Source organism: Duganella sp. BJB1802, from assembly GCF_013369445.1.
GTDB lineage: Bacteria > Pseudomonadota > Gammaproteobacteria > Burkholderiales > Burkholderiaceae_D > Rugamonas > Rugamonas vulcania_A.
The window spans coordinates 162,919-183,999 of the sequence record NZ_JABWEF010000004.1 but is presented as its reverse complement, the minus strand read 5'-3'; the positions used below and the strand labels follow the sequence as shown (position 1 = coordinate 183,999).

The 21,081-nt window shown below is 64.0% G+C and carries 17 protein-coding genes; 12 read left to right on the top strand and 5 right to left on the bottom strand.

The genetic code is table 11. The features are described from left to right. Entirely contained in the window at nucleotides 1-444 is a 444-nt protein-coding gene (locus HUX88_RS08535) for a GNAT family N-acetyltransferase (RefSeq protein WP_117012485.1), read from the top strand. Then, nucleotides 441-1,055: an FMN-dependent NADH-azoreductase gene (locus HUX88_RS08530; RefSeq protein WP_176361491.1), complete on the top strand. Its 615-nt coding sequence runs from the start codon at nucleotides 441-443 to the stop codon at nucleotides 1,053-1,055. The genes HUX88_RS08535 and HUX88_RS08530 overlap by 4 nt, the downstream gene beginning before the upstream one ends. Here the strand turns inward: HUX88_RS08530 and HUX88_RS08525 are convergent. Together HUX88_RS08525 and HUX88_RS08520 are read right to left on the bottom strand one after the other, a co-directional pair. Further along, nucleotides 1,052-2,173, bottom strand: coding sequence for a beta-ketoacyl-ACP synthase III (locus tag HUX88_RS08525; protein WP_176361490.1), 1,122 nt, complete (start codon nucleotides 2,171-2,173; stop codon nucleotides 1,052-1,054). The two genes, HUX88_RS08530 and HUX88_RS08525, sit on opposite strands and share 4 nt — an antisense overlap. 127 nt (nucleotides 2,174-2,300) lie before the next feature. Then, nucleotides 2,301-3,764 carry a S41 family peptidase gene (locus tag HUX88_RS08520; protein WP_176361489.1) on the bottom strand — a complete coding sequence of 488 codons (1,464 nt, stop codon included), beginning with the start codon at nucleotides 3,762-3,764 and terminating at the stop codon, nucleotides 2,301-2,303. Nucleotides 3,765-4,127: 363 nt separating this feature from the next. On the opposite strand from HUX88_RS08520, the gene HUX88_RS08515 reads away from it, so the two are divergent. The 5 genes from HUX88_RS08515 to HUX88_RS08495 all read left to right on the top strand — a co-directional run bounded on the left by HUX88_RS08515 (nucleotide 4,128) and on the right by HUX88_RS08495 (nucleotide 13,412). Then, entirely contained in the window at nucleotides 4,128-4,709 is a 582-nt protein-coding gene (locus HUX88_RS08515) for a hypothetical protein (protein ID WP_176361488.1), read from the top strand. 85 nt (nucleotides 4,710-4,794) lie between these two features. Continuing rightward, nucleotides 4,795-7,008, top strand: coding sequence for a TonB-dependent siderophore receptor (locus tag HUX88_RS08510; protein WP_176361487.1), 2,214 nt, complete (start codon nucleotides 4,795-4,797; stop codon nucleotides 7,006-7,008). A 55-nt stretch (nucleotides 7,009-7,063) separates the two neighbouring features. Beyond that, a complete protein-coding gene (locus tag HUX88_RS08505) occupies nucleotides 7,064-9,055 on the top strand; it encodes a M13 family metallopeptidase (RefSeq protein WP_217916275.1) in 1,992 nt (663 codons plus the stop codon). Between the two features lie 201 nt (nucleotides 9,056-9,256). Further along, on the top strand, nucleotides 9,257-11,257 hold the full coding sequence (locus HUX88_RS08500; RefSeq protein ID WP_217916274.1) for a M13 family metallopeptidase: 2,001 nt from the start codon (nucleotides 9,257-9,259) through the stop codon (nucleotides 11,255-11,257). 88 nt (nucleotides 11,258-11,345) lie between these two features. Next, the gene (locus tag HUX88_RS08495) at nucleotides 11,346-13,412 is read left to right on the top strand and encodes a M13 family metallopeptidase (protein WP_373886766.1); all 2,067 of its coding nucleotides are present in this window, start codon (nucleotides 11,346-11,348) and stop codon (nucleotides 13,410-13,412) included. Nucleotides 13,413-13,457: 45 nt separating this feature from the next. Here the strand turns inward: HUX88_RS08495 and HUX88_RS08490 are convergent, their stop codons facing one another. Further along, a complete protein-coding gene (locus tag HUX88_RS08490; protein ID WP_176361485.1) occupies nucleotides 13,458-14,603 on the bottom strand; it encodes an ABC transporter substrate-binding protein in 1,146 nt (381 codons plus the stop codon). 206 nt (nucleotides 14,604-14,809) lie between these two features. On the opposite strand from HUX88_RS08490, the gene HUX88_RS08485 reads away from it, so the two are divergent. Beyond that, nucleotides 14,810-15,367, top strand: coding sequence for a hypothetical protein (locus HUX88_RS08485; protein ID WP_176361484.1), 558 nt, complete (start codon nucleotides 14,810-14,812; stop codon nucleotides 15,365-15,367). A 3-nt stretch (nucleotides 15,368-15,370) separates the two neighbouring features. Here the strand turns inward: HUX88_RS08485 and HUX88_RS08480 are convergent, their stop codons facing one another. Next, nucleotides 15,371-15,949 (bottom strand): putative toxin-antitoxin system toxin component, PIN family, encoded by a 579-nt coding sequence (locus HUX88_RS08480; RefSeq protein WP_176361483.1) that lies wholly within the window; start codon nucleotides 15,947-15,949, stop codon nucleotides 15,371-15,373. After that, nucleotides 15,949-16,425: a helix-turn-helix domain-containing protein gene (locus tag HUX88_RS08475; RefSeq protein ID WP_176361482.1), complete on the bottom strand. Its 477-nt coding sequence runs from the start codon at nucleotides 16,423-16,425 to the stop codon at nucleotides 15,949-15,951. The genes HUX88_RS08480 and HUX88_RS08475 overlap by 1 nt, the downstream gene beginning before the upstream one ends. 262 nt (nucleotides 16,426-16,687) lie before the next feature. Here HUX88_RS08475 and HUX88_RS08470 point away from each other — a divergent pair, with 262 nt between their 5' ends. The 4 genes from HUX88_RS08470 to HUX88_RS08455 are packed head-to-tail and all read left to right on the top strand — an operon-like array spanning nucleotide 16,688 to nucleotide 21,081. After that, the gene (locus HUX88_RS08470) at nucleotides 16,688-17,656 is read left to right on the top strand and encodes an ABC transporter substrate-binding protein (RefSeq protein ID WP_176361481.1); all 969 of its coding nucleotides are present in this window, start codon (nucleotides 16,688-16,690) and stop codon (nucleotides 17,654-17,656) included. A gap of 15 nt (nucleotides 17,657-17,671) precedes the next feature. Then, nucleotides 17,672-18,493: an ABC transporter permease gene (locus HUX88_RS08465; RefSeq protein ID WP_117012496.1), complete on the top strand. Its 822-nt coding sequence runs from the start codon at nucleotides 17,672-17,674 to the stop codon at nucleotides 18,491-18,493. Nucleotide 18,494: 1 nt separating this feature from the next. Continuing rightward, the gene (locus HUX88_RS08460; protein ID WP_117012497.1) at nucleotides 18,495-19,286 is read left to right on the top strand and encodes an ABC transporter ATP-binding protein; all 792 of its coding nucleotides are present in this window, start codon (nucleotides 18,495-18,497) and stop codon (nucleotides 19,284-19,286) included. Between the two features lie 22 nt (nucleotides 19,287-19,308). Further along, nucleotides 19,309-21,081, top strand: a complete 1,773-nt coding sequence (locus HUX88_RS08455) for an ATP-binding protein (protein WP_176361480.1) — start codon at nucleotides 19,309-19,311, stop codon at nucleotides 21,079-21,081.

Below are 21,081 nucleotides of genomic sequence, written 5' to 3'. Positions count from 1 at the left end.
ATGGACGACCAACTGAAGGATGTGGAAACGGCGGAGCAGCTGCGCGCTTGCTATCCGGTGATGAAGCAACTGCGCCCGCACCTGGAGACCGAGGACGAATTCGTCGCGCGCGTCACGCGCATGAGCGAGCATGGCTACCGCATCCTGGCGGCCTGGGACGAGGGCGAAGTGGTGGCGCTGGCCGGCTATCGCCTGCAGGAGAACCTGGTGTACGGCCGCTTCCTGTATGTCGACGATCTGGTGGCCGGCGAGAAGACGCGCGGACGGCGCTGGGGCGCGCGGCTGCTGGAGCGCTTGACGGCCTACGGCGACCGCGCGGAGTGCGTCAAACTGGTGCTCGACACCGGCATGGCCAACGCGCTGGCGCAGCGCTTCTACTTCCGCGAGGGTCTGCTGACCGGCGCGCTGCGCTTCGGCAAATTCCTGAAAGCGGGTGCCGCATGAAGATCCTGCACATCACCTGCAGCCCGCGCGGACCGCAATCGGTGAGCTACCGGCTGTCCCAGCGCGTGATGGACCGCCTGCTGACGCAGCATCCCGCCGCGCAGATCGTCACACGCGACCTGTGCGCCGAGCCGCTGCCGCATATCGACGGCGACTATGCGACGGCGCTGGGCGGCGGCGCGAAGCCGGCCAATGGGCGCGCCGCGTCGTCGCTGGCATTGTCGGACCGGCTGATCGCCGAATTGCGCGATGCCGATTATGTGGTTATCGCCACGCCGATGCACAACTTCACGGTGCCGTCGGTGCTGAAGGCCTGGCTGGACCATGTGGTGCGGATCGGCGTCACCTTCAACGTCACGCCGGAGGGCAAGGTCGGCACGCTGGCGGATCGTCCCGTGTACATCGCCGTCAGCTCCGGCGGCTACCGCACCGGCGAGCGCGCCCGCCAGCCCGACTTCCTCGAACCTTACCTGCGCGCGCTGCTGCCGACGATAGGCTTGAAGAACCTGAGCTTCCTGTCCGTGCAGGCCACCGCCGCAGGCCCGGAAACGACAACGGCCGCATTCGCGGCCGTCGAGCGGGAACTGGACGACTGCGTCGTCGCCGCTTAGATCCGGCGCACCACCACGCAGCCGATCGAGTAGCCGGCGCCGAAGGAGCAGATCACGCCCAGCTGGCCGGGCGCCATGTCGTCGGAGTGCTTGTGGAAGGCGATTACCGAACCGGCCGACGAGGTGTTGGCGTAGGTGTCCAAAATCACCGGCGCCTCGCCCGGCTCGGCGTCGCGGCCCAGCACCATGCGGCTGATCAGCAGGTTCATGTTCAGGTTGGCCTGGTGCAGCCAGTAGCGGCTCACCTGCGGCACTTCCAGGCCGGCGCTGGCGATGGTGGTCTTGATCATCTCGGCGGCCATCGGGCACACGTCCTTGAACACCTTGCGGCCCTGCTGGCGGAACAGCTTGTCCGGCTGGCCGATGCCCGATTCGTCGAAGCGGTTCAGGAAGCCGAAGTTGTTGCGGATGTTGTTCGAGAAGCTGGTCTTGAGCTTGGTCTCGACGATCTCCCAGCGGTGCGCGCCCTTGGCCGTGTCGGCCGCTTCGATCACCATCGCCGTGCAGGCGTCGCCGAAGATGAAGTGGCTGTCGCGGTCGCGCCAGTTCAGGTGGCCGCTGGTGATTTCAGGATTGAGCACCAGCACCGCGCGCGCTTGGCCGCTCTGCACCGCCGCCACCGCCTGCTGGATGCCGAAGGTGGCCGACGAGCAGGCCACGTTCATGTCGAAGCCGTAGCCCTCGATGCCCAGCGCGCCCTGCACCTCGACCGCCATCGCCGGATAGCCGCGCTGCATATTGGAGCAGGCCACCAGCACCATGTCGATATCGGCCGCCACGCGGCCGGCGCGGTCCAGCGCCTGGCGCGCCGCCGCCACGCAGATTTCCGCCTGCAGCGACAGTTCCTCGTCCGCGCGCTCGGGGATGCGCGACACCATGCGGGTCGGGTCCAGGATGCCGCTCTTCTCCATCACATAGCGCGACTTGATGCCGGACGCCTTTTCAATGAAGGCCACGCTGGACATTTCCAGCGCCGTGACGGTGCCGTCCGCGATGGCGGCGGCGTTGTCGGCGTTGAACTGTTCGGCGTAGGCGTTGAAGCATTCCACCAGCTCTTCGTTGGAGATCGACTGGGCTGGCGTAAAGAGACCGGTACCGCTGATGACCGCTTGTTTCATGTTTAAACTTTCAAATTAAGCAATGGCGTGCGCCAGTAATGACGCAAATTCTACACAATGACTGCACGTTAGGCGAAAATAAAAGCGGCGCCCTTGAGGCGCCGCTGAATTTGGTGATCGAAACCGCTTATTTCTTGGCCAGGTCCTTCTTGATGGTCAGATCTTTCTTGACCCCGACGTCGGCCTGCACCACGGCGGTCTCGGGCTTGGCCAGCTGCACCGGCAGGCCCTTCAGGTGGTTGAGCGCCTGCGCCAGCTGGAAATCGTCGGCGCTTCCGTATTCCAGCGGCTTGCGCTTCTTCTCCAGCGCCACGATGCGCAGCTGTTCTTCCAGCTCGTCGCGCTTGCTCTTGGCGATTTCCTGGTCGCGGTCGTTGCTCAGGTGCTTGTCGAGGTCGGCCTCGCGGGTGCGCAGCGCGTTCAGGCCGTCGCCGTCGGCGTTCTCGTCCACCGCCAGGTCGGGCACGATGCCCTTGGCCTGGATCGAGCGGCCGTTCGGTGTGTAGTAGCGCGCCGTGGTCAGCTTGACGGCGGTGTCGGCGGTCAGCTGGCGGATGGTCTGCACCGAACCCTTGCCGAAGGTCTGGGTGCCGACGATGTCGGCCCGCTTGTAGTCCTGCAGCGCGCCGGCGACGATTTCCGACGCCGAGGCCGAACCGGTGTTGACCAGCACCACCATCGGCACCTGCTTGACCGCGGCCGGCAGCTTGGACAGCGCGTCGCCGTCGTTGCGCAGCGCGTAGTATTCGGGGCGGCCGTAGAAGATCTGCTTGGAGTCCGGCAGCTGGCCGTTGGTCGAGACGATGGCCGCGTCCTTGGGCAGGAAGGCCGCCGCCACGCCGATCGCGCCCTGCAGCACGCCGCCCGGGTCGTTGCGCAGGTCCAGCACCAGGCCCTTGATGTTCGGGTCCTGTTTGTACAGTTCGACAATCTTGGCGGCCAGGTCGTCCACGGTCGGCTCCTGGAACTGCGAGATGCGCAGCCATGCATAGCCGGGCTCGACCATTTTGCCCTTGACGCTCTTCTGGTGGATTTCCTCGCGCGTGATGTTGAACACCAGCGGCTCGGCCTCGCCCTTGCGCAGGATCGTCATGCTGACCTTGGTGTGCGGCTCGCCGCGCATCTTCTTGACCGACTCGTCCAGGCTCAGGCCCTTGACCGGGGTGCTGTCCAGGCGCGAGATCAGGTCGCCCGCCTTGATGCCGGCGCGCCAGGCCGGCGAGTCCTCGATCGGCGCGACGATCTTGATGTAGCCGTCCTCGCTCTGGCCGATCTCGATGCCCAGGCCGACGAACTTGCCCTGCGAACCTTCACGCAGTTCGGCGTAGGCTTTCTTGTCCAGGTAGGCGGAGTGCGGGTCCAGCGAGGCGACCATGCCGGAGATGGCTTCGGTCAGCAGCTTCTTGTCCTCGACCTTTTCGACGTAGTCGGATTTGATCAGGCCGAACACGTCGGCCAGCTGGCGCAGCTCCTCCAGCGGCAGTGGCGGGTCCACCGGCTTTTGCGCCATGGCGGAAAACTGCAGCGAGATCGCGATGCCGGCCACCACGCCCAGCCCGACCAGTCCAGAATTCTTTAATTTCTTGCCCATGTTTCACCTATCGAAGCTGTTGCCGACAGCCGTCGCCGACGGGCCATCCCGCCTCAACGCGCTTGAGTCGAGTATAAACCTGATTCTCGGCAAACATGGTGGCCGTCGCGAAATGATTTATACCTTTACGAGAATTTACAACGCCCGGCGTTGACATTTGAAGCACACCAGCGCCCGCTTGGCGGTACGTCAATTTTGCTGTTTTGTACGCAGTGTATCCTTCACGCTCACGACCGTAAGCAATTGTAAGAAGTCCTGTAACGGCGGGAGGCGCGACCTAAACTGAACTCGTAATTCTCTCTACCCTGAAGTGGTTTTCGCCTGCGCCCCAAGCGCAGGCTTTTTTTTATCCATGGAGCCGACATGCGTCTTAACTTCTCTTCCACGTTGCAGCGCCTGGCCGTCGCGCTGGCGCTGAGCGCCGCCCTGCTGCCGGCCCGCGCGCTGCCCGTCATGGACATCCGCGCCGAGGACATGCTGCCGATGGCGGCCGAGCTGAAAAAATCGCTCAACCTCAACGCCAACCAGCAGATCCTGTGGCAGCAGACCGAAACCAAGACCCGCAACCTGCTGCGCGAGCGCCAGGCCCGCCGCGAGCGCCTGCAGGCGGCCACGCTGGCCGGCGCGCAGGGCGCCAACGTCGAGCTGCGCGACCTGGCCAAGGCGGTCGACGAGGAAACCACCGCCAGCGCGCTGGAGGAAAAGCTGCTGCGCGAATGGTGGCTGACCGTCAACGATGCCTTGAATGAAACGCAGCGCCAGGCGGTGGTGCAACTGGTGGCCGAGCAGCTGCAGCGCGTGCCGGACTCGGGCGCCCACAACGGCGCCATGCCGCACAAGCAGGAAGGCGGCGAGCAGCATCGCGGCGGCCGCAAGGGCGGCATGGGCGGCAGCGTCGGCGGGCCCGGCGGCGCCAGCATCAGCCTGCCGGGCGGCGGCGGTTGAGCGGTACGCGCCGGTGTGTATCGTAAAGTAAAAATCGGGCTATGGCCCATTTGGCAAGCGGGGCTGCCGGTAGAATGTGCAGCCTATGAGCAAACTGATCTCCCTCGCCTGCCTGGCCCTGTTGGGCGCCTCCGAAGTCCACGCACAAACCGACGCCGCGCCCGCCAAGCCGGCGCTGGGACCGGACGGCAAGCCGGTGCCGCAGGTCACGATCAGCGGCGGCCGCGCCAGCGACATGGACGAGCGCCGCAACTCGGTGGCCGGCAAGCAGGTCTACGGCCGGGAGGAGCTCGACCGTAACGGCGACAGCAACCTCGGCGACGTGCTCAAGCGCCTGCCCGGCGTGACCATCGGCGGCCGCCCCGGCCGCGGCGGCGACGTCCGCATGCGCGGCATGGGCAGCGGCTACACGCAGGTGCTGCTGAACGGCGAACGGCCGCCGGCCGGCTTCTCGATGGAATCGCTGTCGCCCGACCAGGTCGAGCGCGTCGAGGTGATGCGCGGCCCGGTCGCCGAGCACAGCACGCGCGCCATCGCCGGCACCATCAACATCATCCTGCGCGACGGCTACCAGCAGAAGGACAAGCAGCTCAAGCTCACCGACTCCATCGAGCAGGGCCGCCACGCGCCCAACGTCTCGCTGACGGTGCCGGGCAAGACGGGCAGCCTGACCTGGCTGCTGACCGGCTCGGTCTTCGAGAACCGCCAGCACGACCAGGCCGAAACCTACAACCGCGACACGCGCGACGACGGCGTGGTGCTCAAGGACCAGAACGTGCTCGACCAGACCAAACGCACCTCGCGCGGCCTGCACCTGACGCCGCGCCTGTCGTACAAGTTCGACAACGGCGACACGCTGAACTTCCAGCCCTTCCTGATGGTCAACCGCAGCGACAGCGACGCGCGCAGCGACCTGGCGCAGAACTTCGGCCTGGTGCCGCCGGCCCTGCAACAGCCGCCCGAATACAACCTGGCGCTGACCGGCAGCCATGCGGAGTCGACCTTCCTGCGCGGCTTCGGCAACTGGGTGCACAAGCTGGCGGGCGCGTCCAAGCTGGACGTCAAGTTCGGCTTCGGTGCCGGCCACAGCGACAGCGATTCGCTGCGCTACCAGTACGACAACGCCGGCAACCTGCTGCAACGCTACAGCGACGACGCCACCGTGCGCGACCGCAGCGCCAGCACCGGCGGCAAGTACACCACGCCGATCGGCAAGGAACACGCGCTGGCGGCCGGCTGGGATATCGAGCTGGGCCACCGTGTCGAGACCAAGACCTCGCTGGACAAGAACGGCGTCACGCAGTTCGGCGACTCCGGCGACAACCTGAGCGCCGACACCCGCCGCCTGGCCGTGTTCGCGCAGGACGAGTGGGACATCAGCAAGCAATGGTCGGGCTACGCCGGCCTGCGCTGGGAAGGCATCCGCACCACCAGCACGCGCGCCGGCCAGGACATCGTCAACACCAGCAGCGTGCTGAGCCCGTTGCTGCACGGGGTCTACCGCATTCCCGGCCACGACAAGGACCAGATCCGCGCCAGCCTGACCAAGAGCTACAAGGCCGCCAACATCCAGGATTTGATCGCCTTGCCGTCGCTGTCGCGGCTGAACAGCGCCACCCGGCCCGACCGCACCGGCAACCCCGACCTGAAGCCCGAGCTGGCGACCGGGCTCGACTTCGCGTACGAGCACTACCTGGGCCGCAGCGGCATCGTCACGGCAGGCGGCTTCGTGCGCGACATCAAGGACCTGATCCGCCGCGAGCTGACCCTGCAAAACACGCCGACCGGCCCGCGCTGGGTGTCGACCCCGGCCAACATCGGCCACGCGCGCACCAAGGGCATTGAGCTGGAGGCCAAGCTGCAGCTGCAGGAGCTGGTCGCGGGCGGCCCGGCGATCGATTTGCGTTCCAACTACAGCCGCTTCTGGTCCAGCGTGGACGGCATCCCCGGCCCCAACAACCGGCTCGACGCGCAACCGAAGCAGACCGCCAACGCCGGCCTGGACTGGCGCCTGAAACCGGTGCCGCTGACCCTGGGCGCCAGCCTGAACTGGACGCCGGCCACCATCATCCAGAGCAGCGCCGAGCAGGTCGTGACCACCAGCCGCAAGCGCTCGTTCGACGCCTACGCGCTGTGGAAATACAGCTCACACCATCAAATCCGCATTTCAGCCAATAATCTGATGGCGGAGGACGCGCTCGGTAGTAATATCGTCACCGCCAACGGCCTGGCACAATTGGCCAACACGACCAACCAGACGTACGTCGTCTGGAGCGTCAAATACGAAATGAAATTCTGACCAAGAAGGAAACGCAGTGAAACGATATGTGCTGAGCGCGCTGACCCTGAGCCTGATGACCGCCTTCGCCGGCGCCGCCGACACCGCCCCGGTGTCCGGCATCGACACCCAATACATCGACGCCGGCGTGCGTCCGCAGGACGACTTCTACCGTTACCTGAACGGCGGCTGGCTGAAGACCGCGCAGATCCCGGAAGACAAGTCCAGCTGGGGCACCTTCGCCAAGCTGCGCGACGACGTGCTGCCGCAGCTGCGCGCCATCATCGAAGCGGCCGAGGCCGACAAGACGCGCAAGGCCGGCACCGACGCCCAGAAGATCGGCGACCTGTACGCCAGCTTCATGGACGAGAAAAAGCTGGAGTCGCTGGGCGTGAAGCCGCTGGCAGGCGAGCTCAACCGCATCCGCGCCATCAAGGACAAGAAGGCCTTCCCGATGCTGATCGCCCACCTGGGCGAGATCGGCGTCAGCACGCCGTACGGCGTGTACGTGAGCCAGGACGCGCGCGAATCGACCCGCTACGCGGTCGGCATCTCGCAAAGCGGCCTGGGCCTGCCGGACCGCGACTACTACCTGAAGAAGGACGACGCCAAGCTGGCCGACACGCTGGTCAAATACGAGGCGCACGTGGCCAGGATCCTGGCGCTGGGCGGCGACAAGCACGCCGCCGCCAGCGCCAAGGCCGTGGTCGCGCTGGAGACCGCGCTGGCCGAGGCGCAATGGAGCAAGGTCGAGAACCGCGACCCGGTCAAGCGCTACAACAAGGTGCCGATCGCCAAGCTGGCCGAACTGGCCCCAGGCTACGACTGGCAGCACGCGCTGGCGGCGGCCGGCGTGGCCAACAAGGTCGACTACGTCATCGTCAACCAGCCGAGCTACCTGGGCGGCTTCAACGCCGTGCTGGACAAGACCGACCTGGCGACCTGGAAATCCTACTTCGAATGGCAGCTGCTGCGCCGCGCCTCGCCGTATCTGTCGAAGGACTTCGCCGACGCCAACTTCGATTTCTACAGCACCGTGCTGACCGGCGTGGCCGTCAAGCCGCCGCGCTGGAAGTCGGCGGTGGGCCTGGTGGAGAACAGCCTGGGCGAAGTGCTGGGCAAGCTGTACGTGGGCCAGTACTTCCCGCCCGAGCGCAAGGCGCGCATGGAAGAGCTGGTCAAGAACCTGCTGGCCGCATACAAGAGCAGCATCGACACGCTGGACTGGATGAGCCCGGAAACCAAGCAGCAGGCGCAAGCCAAGCTGGCCAAGTTCACGCCCAAGATCGGCTACCCGAACAAATGGCGCGACTACTCGTCGCTGGCCATCGTCAAGGGCGACCTGGTGGGCAACGCCATGCGCGCCTCGGTGTTCGGCCACCAGCGCATGATCAACAAGCTGGGCAAGCCGATCGACCGCGAAGAGTGGGGCATGACGCCGCAGACCATCAACGCGTATTACAACTCGACGATGAACGAGATCGTGTTCCCGGCCGCCATCCTGCAGCCGCCGTTCTTCGACGCCAAGGCCGACGACGCCGTCAACTACGGCGCCATCGGCGCGGTGATCGGGCACGAGATCAGCCACGGTTTCGACGACAAGGGCAGCCAGTCCGACGGCGACGGCAACCTGCGCGACTGGTGGACCAAGGAAGACCGCGCCAACTTCAAGGCCAAGGCCGACGCGCTGGTCAAGCAATACGACGGCTACAGCCCGATCAAGGGCTACCACGTCAACGGCGCGCTGACGCTGGGCGAGAACATCGCCGACAACAGCGGCGTGGCGATCGCGTACAAGGCTTATAAATTGTCGCTGGGCGGCAAGGAAGCGCCGGTGATCGACGGCCTGACGGGCGACCAGCGTTTCTACATGGGCTTTGCGCAGGTATGGCGCAGCAAGACGCGTGACGAGCAGCAGATCATGCTGATCAAGACCGACCCGCACTCGCCGGGCCAGTTCCGCGCCAACGGCACCATGGTCAACCAGCCGGGCTTCTACGAAGCGTTCGGCGTCAAGCCGGGCGACCAGATGTATGTTGCGCCGGAACAGCGCGTGATCATCTGGTAAGCGCTTAACTGCCCCAAAAAAACACAAAAAGGCCACTGCGTGTGGTCTTTTTGTTATCGTTGCACAACTTGGGGTCAAGTCTGACATTCGGACACGAGCTCTGCTGTAGACGCCGTCTACAGCAGAGCTCGTGTCCGAATGTCAGACTTGACCCCCCCCTTACAGGAGAGAGTCTTGAAGGCACATCTGTTAAGCGCGCTGATGCTGGCGCTGCTGGCTTCGGCCGGCGTCCAGGCGCAGCAAAAAAGTTCGGGCGTCGAGCTGGACGGGATCGACGCGGCGGTCCGCCCGCAGGACGATTTCTTCCTCAACCTGAACGGCAAGTGGCTGGCCAAGACGGACATCCCGGCCGACAAGTCGAGCTGGGGGGCGTTTGAAAAGCTCGACGACGACACCAAGCCGCAGCTGCGCGCCCTCATCGAGGCGGCCGCCGCCGATCCGGACAAGACCCCCGGCTCGGATGCCCAGCGCATCGGCGATTTCTTCGCCAGCTATATGGACGAGGCCAAGCTCGAACAGCTGGGCCTGACGCCGCTGCGCGCCGACCTGGACCGCGTGGCCGCGCTCAAGGACAAGAAGGACATCCCGGCCCTGATCGCGCACTTCAACCGCTACGGCGTGACCGCGCCCTACGGCTTCGCCATCCACCAGGACAACAAGGATTCGACCAAATACGTGGCCGACATCGTGCAGGACGGCCTGAGCCTGCCCGACCGCGACTACTACCTGAAAAAGTCGGACAAGAAGATGGCCGACACGCTGGCCAAGTACCAGCGGCACGTGACCAAAATGCTGACCCTGGCCGGCAACGCCAACCCGGTGGCCGACGCCAGGGCCATCGTGGCGCTGGAGACCGAGTTGGCCAGGATCCAGTGGACCAGGGTCGAGCTGCGCGATCCGGTCAAGGCCTACAACAAGGTGCCGCTGGCCAGGCTGTCCAAGCTGGCGCCGGGCTACGACTGGACCACCTGGCTCAACGACACCGGCATCGCCGACAAGGTCGATTACGTGATCGTCAGCCAGCCCAGCTTCATCACCGGCTTCAACAAGCTGCTCGACCAGACCCCGCTGGCCACCTGGCAGGCGTATTTCCGTTGGCAGGTGATCCACGCCAGCGCGCCCTACCTGGCCAAGGAGTTCGCGCTGGAGAACTTCGCCTTCTACGGCACCGTGCTGGGCGACATCAAGGAACAGGAGCCGCGCTGGAAGCGCGCGGTCAACGCCACCGACGGCGCGCTGGGCGAGAGCCTGGGCAAGCTGTACGTCGAGCAGCACTTCCCGGCCGAGCGCAAGGCCCGCATGGAGGCGCTGGTGCACAACCTGCTGGCGGCCTTCAAGCAGAGCATCGACACGCTCGACTGGATGGGCCCGGCCACCAAGGAGCAGGCGCAGGCCAAGCTGGCCAAGTTCATGGTCAAGGTCGGCTATCCGAACAAGTGGCGCGACTACTCGCAGCTGGTGGTGGTCAAGGATGACCTGGTGGGCAATGTCCAGCGCTCGCGCGAGTTCGACTACAACAAGGAGGTGAACAAGCTCGGCAAGCCGGTCGACCGCGACGAATGGGGCATGACGCCGCAGACCATCAACGCCTACTACAACCCCGAGCTCAACGAGATCGTGTTCCCGGCCGCCATCCTGCAGCCGCCGTTCTTCAACGCCGACGCCGACGACGCGGTCAACTACGGCGCCATCGGCGCGGTGATCGGCCACGAGATCAGCCACGGCTTCGACGACCAGGGCGCGCAATACGACGGCGACGGCAATCTGCGCGACTGGTGGACCAAGGCCGACCACAAGCACTTCGCGGCCAAGAGCAAGATGCTGGTCAAGCAGTACAGCGCCTTCAGCCCGCTCAAGGGCTACCGCGTCAACGGCGAGCTGACGCTGGGCGAGAACATCGCCGACAACTCCGGCGCGGCGATCGCGCTCAAGGCCTACCTGATCTCGCTGAACGGCCAGCCGTCGCCGGTGATCGATGGCCTGAGCGGCGAGCAGCGCTTCTACATGGGCTTCGGCCAGGTGTGGCGCAGCAAGATCCGCGACGCCCAGCAAATCGTTTACCTCAAATCCGATCCGCACTCGCCGGACCAGTTCCGCGCCAACGGCACAGTGCGCAATCAGCCGGGTTTTTACAACGCTTTTGGCGTAAAACCCGGCGATAAAATGTATCTGGCGCCAAAACACAGGGTGATCATGTGGTAGGCCTTTATGCCATTGCGGCACTGTGATATAAAGCGCAACAGGGCCAAACACCGTGGATTGGCCTTTATTCAATCAAGAGGATAATTTCGTGAAACGTCATCTCGTAAGTGCATTGACCCTGAGCCTGATCGCAGGCCTGGCGGGTGCCGCCGACAACACCACAAGTGTAGCCCCGGCCAGTGCCCAAGTAGCAAACGCCAAGCCGGTCTCCGGCATCGCGGTGGAGTACATCGATCCAGCGGTACGCGCGCAGGACGACCTGTTCACCCACATGAACGGCAAATGGCTGGCCACGACTGAAATCCCGGCCGACAAAGCCAGTTGGGGCAGCTTCGCCAAGCTGCGCGACGACATCCAGCCGCAACTGCGCGCCATCATCGAAGGCGCCGCCGCCAACCAGGCCGGCGGCCCCGAAGCCCAGCGCATCGGCGACTTCTACGCCAGCTTCATGGACGAAGCCAAGCTGGAACAGCTGGGCCTGACCCCGCTGAACGCGGAACTGGCCAAGATCGACGCCGTGAACAACAAGAAGCAGCTGCCGGCCCTGATCGCGCATCTGAACAAGATCGGCGTGACCGCGCCGTACGGCTACGGCATCCATCAGGACAACAAGGATTCGACCAAATACGTGGTCGACCTGGGCCAGGACGGCCTGGGCCTGCCGGACCGCGACTACTACCTGAAGGCGGACGACAAGAAATTGGCCGACGCGCTGGCCAAGTATGAGCTGCACGTCGCCAAGATGCTGACCATGGCCGGCGACGCCCATGGCGCCATCACCGCCCACGCCATCGTGGAATTCGAAAAAGAGCTGGCCAAGATCCAGTGGACCAAGGTCGAACTGCGCGACCCGGTCAAGGCCTACAACAAGGTCGACATCGCCAAGCTGGGCAAGGTCGCGCCGGGCTACGACTGGAACGCCTACCTGACCGACGCCGGCGTGACCGGCAAGGTCAAGTACGTGATCGTCGGCCAGCCCAGCTACCTGAAGGGCATGACCGCGCTGCTGGCCAAGACCCCGCTCGACACGCTGAAGTCCTACTTCCGCTGGCACCTGCTGCGTTCCGGCGCGCCTTACCTGAGCAAGGCCTACGTCGACGAGAACTTCGCCTTCTACGGCACCGTGCTGAGCGGCGTGACCGAACAGCGCCCACGCTGGAAGCGCGGCGTCTCCGTGACCGAAGGCGCGCTGGGCGAAGCCGTCGGCAAGATCTACGTCGAGCAGAACTTCCCGGCCGAGCGCAAGGCGCGCATGCAGGCGCTGGTGAACAACCTGCTGGCCGCCTACAAGACCAGCATCGACCAGCTGGACTGGATGAGCCCGGTCACCAAGAAGCAGGCGCAGGACAAGCTGGCCAAGTTCACCACCAAGATCGCCTACCCGAACCACTGGCGCGACTACAGCAAGCTGGTGGTGTCCAAGGACGACCTGGTCGGCAACGTGCTGCGTTCGCGCGAGTTCGAGTACAACAAGGAACTGGCCAAGCTGGGCAAGCCGATCGACCGCGAAGAGTGGGGCATGACGCCGCAAACCGTCAACGCCTACTACAACCCGGAAATGAACGAGATCGTGTTCCCGGCCTCGATTCTGCAGGCGCCGTTCTTCAATGCCGACGCGGACGACGCGGTCAACTACGGCGCCATCGGCGGCGTGATCGGCCACGAAATCAGCCACGGCTTCGACGACCAGGGTGCGCAGTACGACGGCGACGGCAACCTGCGCGACTGGTGGACCGCCCAGGACCACAAGAACTTCGCGGCCAAGACCAAGATGCTGGTGGAGCAGTACAACCAGTTCAGCCCGCTGCCTGGCTACCACGTCAACGGCGAGCTGACCCTGGGCGAGAACATCGCCGACAACAGCGGCGTGGCGATCGCGTACAAGGCCTACAAACTGTCGCTGGGCGGCAAGGAAGCCCCGGTGATCGACGGCCTGACCGGCGACCAGCGCTTCTACATGGGCTTTGCGCAGGTGTGGCGCATGAAGATGCGCGAAGCGCAGCAGATCGTGCAGATCAAGACCGACCCGCACTCGCCAGGCCAGTTCCGCGCCAACGGCCCGATGCGCAACCAGCCGGGCTTCTACGACGCCTTCAACGTCAAGCCGGGCGACAAGATGTACCTGGAACCGAAAGACCGCGTGATCATGTGGTAAAACAAAAAACCTCGCCTCGGCGAGGTTTTTTTTATCCCGGCGGGCTTACAGCTTGTTCACCTGCACCGGCTTGCCTTTTTGTATCTTGGTCAGATAGACCTTGCTCAAGCCCTGATGGTCGTGCGGCCCGAAAGCGATGTCCAGCCCGCCCAGGTTGATGCTCATGCTCTCCAGCGCGGCGAGGAAGCTGGCGCGGGTCAGGTCGGTGCCGGCCTTCTTCAAGCCTTCCACCAGCGTGGCGGCGTCGATATAGCCTTCGAGCGAGGTGTAGTCCAGCTCGTTGATGCCGGCCGCCTTCATGTCGGCGTGGTACTGTTTGACGATGGGAATCGAGTCGTCGAAAGGCGAGGGGACCACCTGGGTGATGTAGACGCCCTCGGCGGCGTCGCCGGCCGCCTTGATGAAGTTGGCGGTGCCGACGAACGACAGGTTGAAGAACTTGGGCTTGAAGCCGGCGGCGTTGGCCTTCTTGACGAACTCGGCGCACGCCTTGTAGGTGCCGACCATCAGCACCGCCTCCGGCTTGGCCGCCTGCAACGCGGCCAGGCCGGTGTCGACGTCCTCGGTGTTGCGCAGATAGTGGCCTTCGCCGGCGATGCTCATCTTGCGCTTTTGCAGCGACAACTGCAGCCCCTCCTTGCCGACCTTGCCGTAGGTGTCTTCCTGATAGAACAGGCCGATCCTGGTGATGCCGGCGTCGGTGACCAGGCGCTCGACCTGCAGCTCGATCTCGTTAAAGTAGGAGGCGCGGATGTTGAAGACGTATTTGTTGAGCGGCGTCCGCAGGAATTCGGCGCCGGTGAAGGGCGCGAAAAACGGGATGCTGTTGTCGTTGACCATGCCGATCGCGGCCTTGCTGGTGGGCGTGCCCACATAGCCGAACAGGGCGAATACGCCATCCTTCTTGATCAGTTTTTCCGTCGCGGTGGCGGTGCGCGGCGGATCGTAGCCGTCATCCTCGCTGGCCAGGTTGATCTTGCGGCCGTGGACGCCGCCGGCGTTGTTGATCTTCTTGAAATAGGCTTCGCTGCCGGCCTTGATCCCTTGGCCCAGCCCTGCGGTCGGGCCGGACAGGGCGTTGGCCATGCCGATCTTGATCTCCCCCGCGGTCACGCCGGTTTCGGCCGCCGCGCCCGACATCCATGCCGCAAGAAACAATCCGCCTATCACGGGAAGCAAGTGCTTTTTCATATGGCGTGCCTTCAGATTGGGCGCGGCCCTCCGCGCGCTTGAGTCGATCCACAGTATCCTTGTGGCCGGCGGATTTCAAGCGCGCGACAATGACGCAATGGGAAACGCAACACTAGCGAATCACAATTCACATCGACGGCCATGATGGAGTTTCGGCTGCGATGAGGTAGACTACGTGCCTCCGATTCTTGAAAGCCGTTCCTGCCATGCGCCTGCGTCATATCGCGCCACTGCCATTGTTTTTCCTGCTGGCCGCTTGCGGCGATTCGTTCACGCCGGTCGATGTCTACATGGCCAAGACGCCGGAGTGTTCCACCTGGCAGGAAGGCTCGCGCTACCAGCTGCCGCGCGGGATCAGCGTGTCGACCACGCCGCCGGTCACGCTGCCGGACGGCGGCGCCGAGTTCACCTTCGTCTACCTGGTGCCGCGCGGCGAGCGCGCCATGTTCCTCACCCGCGACTACCTCGTCACCGCGCCCAAGGGGCCGTTGCTGGCCAAGGCGGAACTGGTCAGCTTCTACCAGCGCGCCACCAACTCGCGGCCCGAGATCGTCGACGTGATCCCCAAGGTGCCCGACATGCTGGTGGCCGGCGCCACCAGCGACGATACTATCTGGCGCGTGCGCCTGCGCGTGAAGAACAAGCTGCCCGAACGCTTCGACGTGGTCCCGCCCGCCTTCGAGATCGCGCTGACCAAGTACCCGATGCGTACCTTCACCTACCGCTACTTCGCCGACCGCAAGGCCTTCGGCTTGTGCAGCTAAATGTCAAATAAGCTCGATGGCTTTTCGTAGAATCTGGCATGTTTGTGCCAGCCCTTGAGACTCATAGGTCGCGATAATTTCTTGCGCAGTTTTGGGTGGGGATCTGAGCCGTTCACGGACTGCCTTGATTGTCTTTAGAACGCGAATTGGATCGAGTTCGTATTGGGCGACCATGAAATCGTCAGGATGCAATATTTCGATGCCATGTTGACGAGTATCGGCTTCCGGAAAATCTCTAAGGTTAAAAGTTACGATAGCGTCCGCGTGTCCAATGATGGCTGCGGCCAGGACATGTCTGTCATTTGGGGCGGGTAGGGTTAGCTTCCCGATTAAGTACTCAAAATCTTCGATCAGACAATCATCAACTACGTCGTTCATTGTGGCGATAGTGCGGTTGAGCGCATCCGGGCGTAGATCTGGGCGATTCGCGGATAGATTGCGCGTCCATTCTTCCTGGATCGTAGTTGTCCAGCGTGCGCGAAAAACGCCCTCAACCGCCAAGCTGATAAGCAAATCGCGCAGCGGCGCCGGATATAGCACGCAAGCATCAAGAACAGCCGTATATCGATAGTAGCCAGCCATTAGTAGCCCATATTGAGCTCCTGAGCCTGATCCGCCAGCTGCTGGAGCGCATCCAGAGAGATTTGTTGCCTTCGTTCTTTGTACTGAACTACGTCCTCGAACCGAATTCTGCGATGTGTTCCTACCTTATGGAAGGGAATTTTGCCCTCTTCTAGTAGACGGACAAGATATGGCCGCGAGACATTCAAGAACATGGCAGCTTCTTGTGTGGTTACGTCCAGCTCCTTTGGCATGATAGCCACAGCTTTACCTTGTGCCAGGGAGCCCAATATATCTGCAAAGAGTCGGAGTACTTTAGGCGGTAACTTGAGCAGTGGAAGATCGTCGACTCGTTCAACTCCATCCTCCATGATCGCGATATTAACTGCATTGGAATGATCAAGCGCACCCACTATGCAACGTTGAGCCGCTTTTACCAGCTCGACATCTTCTTTATTGTCTAGGATCATTTCACGATCTAGAACACCTGACATCATATTCTCCCGGATTGTTAAAATCACTGTAAGTGAATCTTACGAAATAAACGAAATATCCGCAACAGGAATTTAGGTACGAAGAGAATTTTCAAAGTAATTGGGCGAAACTTCGCACGAGTCCTGATGCGGATTGCGGATTTTCGCAAATGAAGCGATTAGTTTTCTCTTCGTTCCCTTAGAAATCAATGACTTGAACCGCAGCCCGTGCTTGGCACGGAAGCTGCAATGTCTCCCGGTAACTACAACCGCAAAGGAGACACGCATGTCCAAGTTCCGTCTGTTATCGCTGGCCCTCGCGCTGGCGGCCGCCTCGGGCGCGCAAGCGCAGGAGGTGGTCCGCCTCGGCAACCTCAAGTTCGCCCACTACGGCGCTGTCTCGTACATCAAGGAAATCGCGCCCAAGTGCGGCATCAAGGTGGAGGAGCACGTCTTCGCCAAGGGCCCGGACGTGATGCAAGCCATCCTGGCCGGCGAGCTCGACGTCGGCGCCACCGCCTCCGAGGCCGCCATCTCCGGCCGCGCCAACGGCGCGCCGATTTACGTTGTGGCCGGCTTCGCCAAGGGCGGCGCACGCCTGGTCGCCCGTCCCGACAGCAACATCAAGTCGATCAAGGATTTGAAGGGCAAGAAGGTCGGCGTCACGCGCGGCGGCATCCACGAGGTGCTGCTGATCGCCGAACTGGCCCAGGCCGGCCTGACCGCCTCCGACCAGCCGGGCAAGGACGTACAGCTGGTGTTCCTGGCGTTCGCCGACCTGAACCAGGCGCTGATGGGCAAGAACCTCGACGCCATCATGCAGAGCGAACCGCAATCCTCGCAGGCCATCAACAAGGGCTACGGCGTGGAAGTGATGAAGCCGTACGACACGCCGATCGGCGCGCCGGTGCGTACGATGGTGATGAGCGAGAAGTTCTACAAGGAGCACCGCGCCACCGCCGCCAAGTTCATGACCTGCTTCGTGCAGGCCACCAAGCTGTTCATCGACAACAAGCCGGTGGCCGAGAAGTACGTGCGCGAGGTGATCTTCAAGAACCAGATCACTAAGGACGACTTCGACGACGCCATCAGCAATTCGCCGTACAGCTACGACATCACCCCCGAGCACATCCAGATCACCACCGACGTGATGGCCAAGCACGGCACCGGCAAGATGCGCGCCGCGCCTGTGGCCAAGGACTGGGTCAAGACCGACCTGCTGGAAGCGGCCAAGAAAAGCCTCAACATCCAATAACCACGGAGACCCACCATGAGCAAGCAAGACTGGCGGCAAGCCGCCTCGGGCGCGGTTGTGCCCATCGTTATCGTCGCCCTGTGGCAAGCCAGCGCTATGCTGGGCTGGGTCAATCCGCAGGTGCTGCCGTCGCCGTTCGCGGTGGTGCACAAGTGGATCGAATACCTGTTGCCGCTGACCGCCTACGATCCGGCCGCGCAATCGTGGCTGGCCTGGGCGCTGTCCGGCGAGCTGCTGGGCGACACCTTCAGCAGCATGTACCGCGTGATCGTCGGCTTCGCCATCGGCGCCGGCCTGGCGCTGCCGCTGGGCTTGCTGATGGGATCGAGCCAGCGCATGTACGCGTGGTTCAATCCGCTGATGCAGGTGCTGCGGCCGATTCCGCCGATCGCCTACATTCCGCTGGCCATCCTGTGGTTCGGCCTGGGCAACGCGCCGGCCGTGTTCCTGATCGCGCTGGGCGCCTTCTTCCCGGTGCTGGTCAACACCATCGCCGGCGTGCGCCAGGTGGACGGCATCTACATCCGCGCCGCCCGCAACCTGGGCGTGAGCCAGCGCACCATGTTTGTCCGCGTGATGCTGCCGGCCGCCGTGCCCTACATCCTGTCCGGCGTGCGGATCGGCATCGGCACCGCCTTCATCGTGGTCATCGTGTCCGAGATGATCGCCGTGAACAACGGCCTGGGCTTCCGCATCCTCGAAGCGCGCGAATACTTCTGGTCCGACAAAATCATCGCCGGCATGATCAGCATCGGTCTGCTGGGCCTGATCATCGACGTCGGCATGAACAAACTGAACAATCATTTGCTGCGCTGGCACCGCGGCCTGGAGAACTGACATGACCCATATCGAAGTCAAGGCCGTCAACAAGGTCTTCAAGACCGACAGCCGCGAAGTGATCGCCCTCAAGGACATCAACCTGGAGATCCCGCAAGGCCAGTTCGTCTGCCTGCTGGGGCCCTCGGGCTGCGGCAAGTCCACGCTGCTCAACGCCATCGCCGGCTTCTCGCTGCCGTCGTCCGGCACCATCACCGCCGACAACAAGCTGGTCACCGGCCCCGGCCCGGAACGCGGCATGGTGTTCCAGGAGTACGCGCTGTTCCCCTGGATGACGGTGGAAAAGAACATCGCCTTCGGCCTGGAAATCAAGGGCATGCCGCAGGCCGAGATCGCGGCCAAGGTCGACCAGCTGCTGGGCATGCTGTCGCTGGGCGACTTCAAGCACCGCTTCCCGAAAGACCTGTCCGGCGGCATGCGACAGCGGGTCGCCATCGCCCGCGTGCTGGCGCTCGATTCGCCGATCATGCTGATGGACGAACCGTTCGGCGCGCTGGACGCGCTCACGCGCCGCAACCTGCAGGACGAGCTGCTGCGCATCTGGGCCGAGCTGAAGAAGACCATCATCTTCGTCACCCACAGCATCGAGGAAGCGATCTACCTGGCGGACCGCATCGTCGTGATGACCTACCGCCCCGGCACCGTCAAGCGCGACATGATGGTGGACCTGCCGCGCCTGCGCGACCCGTCCGCCGCCGAGTTCAACGCCCTCAAGCGCGAGCTGGGCCAGCTGGTGATGGAGGAACAGCAGCGCCACCACAACGACGAGATGCGGATGGCGGCGGTGGACTGAGCGGGTGCAGTAGAATCTGCCCATGCGCGCCCAAAAAAACCTGCTGCTGTTTGTCGTCACCTTCGCCTGCGCGCTGGGCCTGATCGCCGGTTCATACATGGCCGGCACCTGGCGTGCGCGCGAGGAGCTGCGGCAGCAGGGCCAGCGTCAACTGCAACTGATGGCGCCGGACCTGCAGTCGCTGCTGCAAAAATACGAAACCCTGCCGTTCGTGCTGGGCTTCCAGCCCGACCTGATCGAAGCGCTGGCGCATCCGTCCGATGCGCCGGCCATCACCCGCCTCAACAGCACGCTGCAAACCATCCAGCAACAAGCCAAGGTCGGCGCCATCTACGTGATGGACCGCGACGGCCTGACCATAGGCGCCAGCAACTGGGACCAGCCGCTGGGTTTCGTCGGCAAGAATTTTTCCTACCGTCCCTATTTCGACGCCGCGCTGCAGGGCAGGGCGGGGCGCTTCTACGGCATCGGCACCAGCACCAACGAGGCCGGCTACTTCATCGCCCAGCCTGTGTACCGCGACGGCACGGCAGGCGGCCCGGTCGCCGGCGTGGTGGCGGTGAAGATCAGCCTGGCCGACTTCGAACGCACCTGGCGCAGCAGCGACGACGCCATCGTGCTGGCCGACAGTTCCGGCGTCATCTTCCTGAGCAATCGGCCGGACTGGATCTACCGCAGCCTGCACGCGCTGGACGCGGCCACCGAGCGCCACCTGGCGCACACCCAGCAATACACCGGCCAGAAGATCACGCCGCTGAAAGGGCATTCCGATTTATTCGTCACGCAACCAGTCGGCCAGCTGGGCTGGCAGCTGATGCTGTTCCCTTCGCAGCAGCGGGTGCTGCGCGCCGGCATGCAGTGGGCGGCGGCCGCGGTGCTGCTGGTCGCCTGCGCGGCCGCGTCGAGCTGGGCGCTGCACCAGCGCCGCCGCCGCATGGAGGAACGCATGGCCTCGGCCGCCGCGCTGCGCCAGGCCGCCGCCGAGCTGGACGACAAGATCGTCGAACGCACGCAGCAGCTGCGCACCACCAACCAGCACCTGGAAAGCAAGTACGCCAAGTTGCAGGAGACCGAACACCTGCTGCGCTCCACGCAGAACGAGCTGGTCCAGGCGGGCAAGCTGGCGATGCTGGGCCAGATGGCGGCCGGCATCACCCACGAACTGAACCAGCCGCTGGCCGCGATCCGCGCCTTCGCCGACAACGCCCGCGTGTTCCTGGCGCGCGGGCAGGGCGCGCAGGTCGAGGGCAACCTCGGCCACATCAGCGAGGCCAGCGCGCGCATGGGCGCCATCATCGGCCAGCTCAAGGGCTTCGCGCGCAAGGACGAGACGGTGGCCGTGGTCGACCTGGCGGCCTCGGTGCGAGCCTCGGCGTTTTTGCTCGAGAGCGAATTCCGCCGCCACGCCGTCGCGCTGGACATCGCCGTGACCGACGGCCTGAACGTCACCGGCAACAGCGTGCGTATCGAACAAGTGCTGATCAACCTGCTGCGCAACGCGCTCGACGCGGTCGAGACGGCCGAGCGGCGCGAGGTCGCCATCCGCCTGGAACGCGAAGGCGCCTGCGCGCTGGTCAGCATCAGCGACAGCGGCGCCGGCATCCCCGAGCAGGTGGTGGCGCACCTGTTCGAACCGTTCTTCACCACCAAGCCGTCCGGCAAGGGACTGGGCTTGGGGCTGGCGATCTCGTCGTCCATCGTGCAGGCCATGAACGGCCAGCTGACGGCGCATAATCAACCTGGCGGCGGCGCGCGCTTCGAGCTGCGCCTGCCGCTGCAAACCGAGGGGACTTGA